At 73.9% G+C, this 5364-nt stretch carries 5 protein-coding genes and 1 pseudogene; 3 read left to right on the top strand and 3 right to left on the bottom strand.

Annotated features, from left to right (window positions below; translation table 11 throughout):
• Positions 1-291: 291 nt before the first annotated feature.
• The 3 genes and pseudogenes from B7767_RS16020 to B7767_RS16010 all read left to right on the top strand — a co-directional run.
• A pseudogene (locus B7767_RS16020) lies at positions 292-870 on the top strand (sigma-70 family RNA polymerase sigma factor); the annotation flags it as partial.
• Positions 871-1016: 146 nt separating this feature from the next.
• Positions 1017-1994 (top strand): threonine/serine dehydratase, encoded by a 978-nt coding sequence (locus tag B7767_RS16015; RefSeq protein ID WP_085572780.1) that lies wholly within the window; start codon positions 1017-1019, stop codon positions 1992-1994.
• Positions 1995-2135: 141 nt separating this feature from the next.
• The gene (locus B7767_RS16010) at positions 2136-2495 is read left to right on the top strand and encodes a cupin domain-containing protein (protein WP_085572779.1); all 360 of its coding nucleotides are present in this window, start codon (positions 2136-2138) and stop codon (positions 2493-2495) included.
• A gap of 96 nt (positions 2496-2591) precedes the next feature.
• Here the strand turns inward: B7767_RS16010 and B7767_RS16005 are convergent, their stop codons facing one another.
• From B7767_RS16005 to B7767_RS15995, 3 genes are all read right to left on the bottom strand, one after another.
• A complete protein-coding gene (locus B7767_RS16005; protein WP_085572778.1) occupies positions 2592-3902 on the bottom strand; it encodes an ABC transporter permease in 1311 nt (436 codons plus the stop codon).
• Positions 3903-3905: 3 nt separating this feature from the next.
• On the bottom strand, positions 3906-4691 hold the full coding sequence (locus B7767_RS16000; RefSeq protein WP_179167164.1) for an ABC transporter ATP-binding protein: 786 nt from the start codon (positions 4689-4691) through the stop codon (positions 3906-3908).
• A 124-nt stretch (positions 4692-4815) separates the two neighbouring features.
• On the bottom strand, positions 4816-5364 hold a 549-nt coding region (locus B7767_RS15995; protein ID WP_107486128.1), incomplete at its 5' end, for an LUD domain-containing protein.

The following is a 5364-nucleotide window of genomic DNA, read 5'->3' as shown; positions in this document are numbered from 1 at the left end:
TTCCTCACACCGGTGCCGCCGCGCCGTCCCTCCCTCCGCGTCCGCCGGCGCCGCCGCTCCCACCGCGCGCCGCGTCTCCTCCTCCTCGTCCACGCGATCACCTCACGCGGTCCGCCCGCCGGGGCCGCTGCCGCCTGACGGCAGCCGGTGACACCCCGGGCCGCCCCTGCGCGCCCCGGGCTTCGGCCGTGTGCCGGTACAGCCCTGTTCCGCGTACCGCCCGCGGCCGTACCCCCGCCGACCGGGTCCGCGCACGCCCGCGGTTCCCGGTTCCTCCGCGAAGGACCTCAGGTGATCACTTCCACCCTGCCCACCCCTGCCGGAAGACCCACCGACGACACGGCGACCGCCTGGGCGCTGGCCGCCCGCGGCGGTGACTCCGACGCCGTCGACCGCTTCGTCCGGGCCCTGCACCGTGACGTCATCCGCTACGTCGCCCGGCTGTGCGCCGACCCGCAGGCGGTGGACGATCTGACCCAGGACACGTTCCTGCGGGCACTCGGCAGCCTGCACCGGTTCGAGGGACGTTCCTCGGCGCGCACCTGGCTGCTGGCCATCGCCCGCCGCGCGGTCGCCGACAGCCACCGGCGCACGGCCGTACGGCCCAGGACGGCGGATGTCCCCGACTGGCAACTGGCCGTGGAACGGGCGCAGCCGCGCGGGCTGCCCGGATTCGACGACGGGATCGTGCTGCTCGATCTGCTGGACCGGCTGCCGGACGAACGGCGCGAGGCGTTCGTCCTCACGCAGTTGCTCGGACTGCCGTACACGGAGGCGGCGGCCCTCGGCGACTGCCCGGTCGGCACGGTCCGCTCCCGCGTCGCCCGTGCGCGGACGACCCTCGCCGCCCTCGTCACCGAGGCGGAGGAGGCGGACACGGTCGTACGGAGACCCGGTCCGGACCGAGGATCCAGCGGCTGGACGTATGGTCCGGGAAAGGAGGGGGAAGGGGTGCCCGTGGCAGCCGCACGGGGCCGGGACGCCGAGCGGGACGCGACTCTCGCCGGAGGCACCACGTGACGACCACCACCCCGCCGGTCACCCTCGACGACGTCCGTTCCGCCGCCGGGCGCATCGAGGGCGTCGCACACCGTACGCCCGTCCTGCGCTCCCGCACCCTGGACGCGCTCGCCGGCGCCGAGGTGCACCTCAAGTGCGAGAACTTCCAGCGCGTGGGCGCCTTCAAGTTCCGCGGCGCCTACAACGCGGCCTCCCGGCTCACCCCCGACGAGCTGTCCCGGGGCATCGCCGCCTACTCCTCCGGGAACCACGCCCAGGCCGTCGCCCTGGCCGCCCGGGAGCTGGGCACCACCGCCGTCATCGTCATGCCCGAGGACGCCCCGCCGTCGAAGCGGGCGGCCACCGAGGGGTACGGCGCCGAGATCGTCACCTACGACCGGTACACCGGCGACCGGGTCGCCGTCGCCGAGGCCCTCGCCGCCGAGCGGGGCCTGACCCTCGTCCCGCCCTACGAGCACCCGCACATCATCGCGGGGCAGGGCACGGCGGCCCTCGAACTCGTCGAGGAGGCGGGGGAGCTGGGTGCGCTGCTCGCACCGGTCGGCGGCGGGGGACTGATCGCCGGGAGCGCCACCGCCGTCAAGGGCCTGCACCCCGCGACCCGGGTGATCGGCGTGGAACCGGAGACCGGCGACGACACCAAGAGGTCCCTGGAGGCGGGCCGGCGCGTCAGCATCCCGGTCCCGCGCACCATCGCCGACGGCCAGGCCCTGCACACCCCGGGCGAGCTGACGTTCTCCCTCAACCGGCGGCTCCTGGACGGGATCGTGCTGGTCGGCGACGACGAGATCAGGGACGCGATGCGGTTCGCCTTCGAGCGGCTGAAGATCGTCCTGGAGCCGAGCGGCGCCACCCCGCTCGCCGCACTGCTCACCGGCCGCGCGGGCCCGCTCCCGCCCCGCGTCGGCCTGATCCTGTCCGGCGGCAACATCGACGCCGGCCGTTTCGCCCGGCTCTGCGGTCCGGGCGACTGACGTACCGGCTTCACCCGAATGGCGGTCCCGAGTGGACGGACGGACGATGGAGTGGTGGGGCCCGGCCCCCGCCGGTGCCGTGCGAGGCGGACGGAGACCGGACCCGGCCGTGCAGGGCGACGGTCGGAAGGGAACAGGGTCATGCTCGAGATCAAGACGCTGGACAAGCCGGACGAGAGGCGCGACTTCCCCAGGGGACACCTGGAAGCCGTCCACATGACAGGGCTGGACTTCGCCGTGGCCACCTTCGAACCGGGGTGGCGCTGGTCCGAGTCCGTCGGTCCCATCGCCGGGACGGAAAGCTGCCGGATCCACCACAACGGCTATGTCGTCCAGGGCCGTATGCACATCCGCATGGACGACGGCGCGGAGCAGGAGGTCGGCCCCGGAGACGTCTTCGTCTGCGCACCGGGCCACGACGCGTGGGTCGTCGGCGACGACCAGGTCGTGGTGTACGACTTCGCGGGCGGCATGGCCCAGGAGTACGCCAAGGCCGACTGACCGGCACCCCACCCGAGTCGGTCGTTTCCCGCGGTCGCGGGAAACGACCGAGGGGCGTCCGCCGCGGCGGACGCCCCCGGGGGGACCGGATGGGGTTCACGCGGCCGGCGCGACCGCCCGCACCGCCGGCGTGTGCAGCACGCGCCGGGCCGTGGACAGGCTCGTCCCGAAGGTCACCGCCGCCGTCACCGACACCATGACGAGCCACGTGCCGAGGAACTGCTCCGGCAGCACCCCGTCGGTGCGGACGACCGTGAACGGCACGACGCCGGCCAGCGCGGCCACCGTGCCGAGGAACACGCCCGTGACCGTGAGGATCGCGCCCTCGGCGCCCACCACGCCGAGCACCTGGCCCGGAGTCGCCCCCGCCAGGCGCTGCTGCCCGAACTCGCGGGAGCGGTAGGTCGTCGCCGCGTACAGCGAGTTGACCAGCATGACGCAGACGAAGACCGCGATGATGCCGACGACCGTGAGGTTGAGCGTCTCCAGGTTCTTCGCGTCGACCGACTTCACCAGACCCGAGGCCGCGACGGCGTCGCTCTCCACCGCCTGCATGGTGATCGTCGCCGTGGACACCGCGGTGAACATGATGAGCGGCACCAGGATCCCGGCGAGCTCACCGGACCGCTCACGGAGGTTGCGCACGGCCAGCCAGCCGCTCGCACCGCTCAGCGGCAGCCGGCGGAGCACGCCCTTCAGCAGCCGCGGCGACAGCAGCGCGAAACCGACCGACAGCAGGATCGCCCCGTACGCGGCCGGTGCCATCAGCATCTCGTCCGTCGCGGAGAGGAGGAAGGTGGCGCAGGCCCCCGCGACGCCGGTGGCCAGCGCGGCACCGGCCAGGAACCGCCGTGCCCCGGCTCGTCCCCCGCCGTGCCGCGTCACCCGCCGTACGGCCAGGAACGCGGCTCCCACCGCCGCGAGCAGCGTGATGTCCACGCCGCTCAACAGCGCGATCGGCCCGAAGGAGTACTCGACCGACCGCGCGACCTGGCCGCCGTCCTGGAACATGTCCAGCAGCGCACGCCCGCCGAGCATCGCCGGGCCGATGGCCAGCGCCGCGCCCACCAGGGCCACGACCGCCGCCTCACCCACGACCATCCGCTTGATCTGCGCCGGGGTCGCCCCCGAGCAGCGCAGCAGCTCCAGCTCGGCCGCCCGCTGCCGCACGTTCACCGTCAGCGTCGAGGCGACGGCGAAGAACACCAGCAGCGTGCCGTACCCGCCGACCACCCCGGCCGCCGTGCCCAGCGTGTCGGAGCTCACCGCGTCCACGCCCGGCTGCCCGGCCGTGTCGTGCATCGAGTTGAACGTCATGATGATCGCCGCGCCCAGGAAGGCGGACAGCAGCGTCGCGAGGAACCGTCCGGGCCGTTGCCGGATCGACCGCAGGGCCAGTACGAGCACGGCTCACACCCCCGCCATCGTGTCGTCGCCCAGGTGTGCCAGCCGCTCGGCCACCGCGTCCGCCGTCGGCGCGTCCAGCTGTCCGGCGAGACGGCCGTCCGCGAGGAACAGCACGCTGTCGGCGTAGGAGGCGGCGACCGGGTCGTGCGTCACCATCACCACGGTCCGCCCGTGCACCCGCACCGCCTCCTGGAGCAGCCGCAGCACCTCCCGGGCGCTGCGTGTGTCCAGGGCGCCGGTCGGCTCGTCCGCGAAGATCACCCGGGGTTCGGTGACCAGCGCCCGCGCGATCGCCACGCGCTGCCGCTGACCGCCGGAGAGCTGGTCGGGCCGGTGTCCGAGCCGGTCGCCGAGGCCGACGGCGGTGAGGATCTCCCGGGCCCGCCTCCGGTCCACGCGCCTGCCGGACAGCTTCAGCGGCAGCACGGTGTTCTGCGCGACGGTCAGCGTCTCCAGCAGGTTGTACTGCTGGAAGACGAACCCGATCCGCCCGCGCCGGAACTTCGTCAGCTCCGTCTCGCCGCCGCCCGTCAGCTCGGTCCCGTCGACCCGTACGATCCCGCTGTCGGGCCGGTCCAGACCCGCCGCGCACTGCAGCAGCGTCGACTTGCCCGAGCCGGACGGTCCCATCACCGCGGTGAACGTGCCCCGCGCCAGGCCGAGCGTCACCCCGTCGAGGGCGGTCACGGCGCTGTCCGCCGTCCCGTAGGACTTGGTGACCTTGACCAGGCGCAGTGCCTCGGGGGCGGGTCCCGAGTCGTGGTCGCGTCGTGCGCCGTTGCGAAACATCGTCATCTCCTCCGTCCGGCACGTCCTGTGCCATGTCCAAGACGCTACGGAGGAGACGGCCGCACCACATTGGGCGCAGAGCCCGTATCGGGGGGTGTACTCAGGGACACCCCCCCGAGGGGGTTCACCCGACCAGCACGACCTCCAGGGTGCGCGGTCCGTGCACGCCCTCCACCCGGTCGAGTTCGATGTCGCTGGTCGCCGAGGGGCCGGAGATCCAGGTGAGCGGGCGGGCCGCGTCGAGGCGGCCGAGCGCCTGGGGGACGGAGGAGACGACCTGGTCCGGGACGCGGACCACACAGATGTGGTGGTCGGGGACGAGGGTGATCCGGCGCCGGCCCTGGTCGGGGGAGCCGTCCAGCACGATCGTGCCCGTCTCGGCGACGGCGACCGCGCAGGCGGTGACCACGCTGTCGACCCGGTCCAGCTCCTGCGGGGTGCTCTCCGCCCGGTCCGCCACCCGCGTCACCTCGGTCGAGGCGAGCCAGCCCTCGTCGAGGCCGGGCGGCACCAGTACCGACGACGCGCCGCGCGCCGCGAGCAGCCCGGCGACGACACCGGCCAGCCCCGCCTCGTCCGTACGGTGCACGACCGCCCGGTAGTCGGCCAGGTTCTCCGCGAGGAGGTCCACCGTCTGCTCGACGGTGCGCTCACCGTGCTCGCGCAGATAGTC

This window comes from Streptomyces sp. 13-12-16 (genome assembly GCF_002114215.1).
Taxonomy (GTDB): Bacteria; Actinomycetota; Actinomycetes; order Streptomycetales; family Streptomycetaceae; genus Streptomyces.
This window is presented reverse-complemented; position numbering and strand designations above follow the sequence as displayed.

Coding starts and splice junctions, on each gene's coding strand:
- B7767_RS16010 (WP_085572779.1), top strand. CDS start 2,136: ATGCTCGAGATCAAGACGCTGGACAAGCCGGACGAGAGGCGCGACTTC.
- B7767_RS16000 (WP_179167164.1), bottom strand. CDS start 4,691: ATGTTTCGCAACGGCGCACGACGCGACCACGACTCGGGACCCGCCCCC.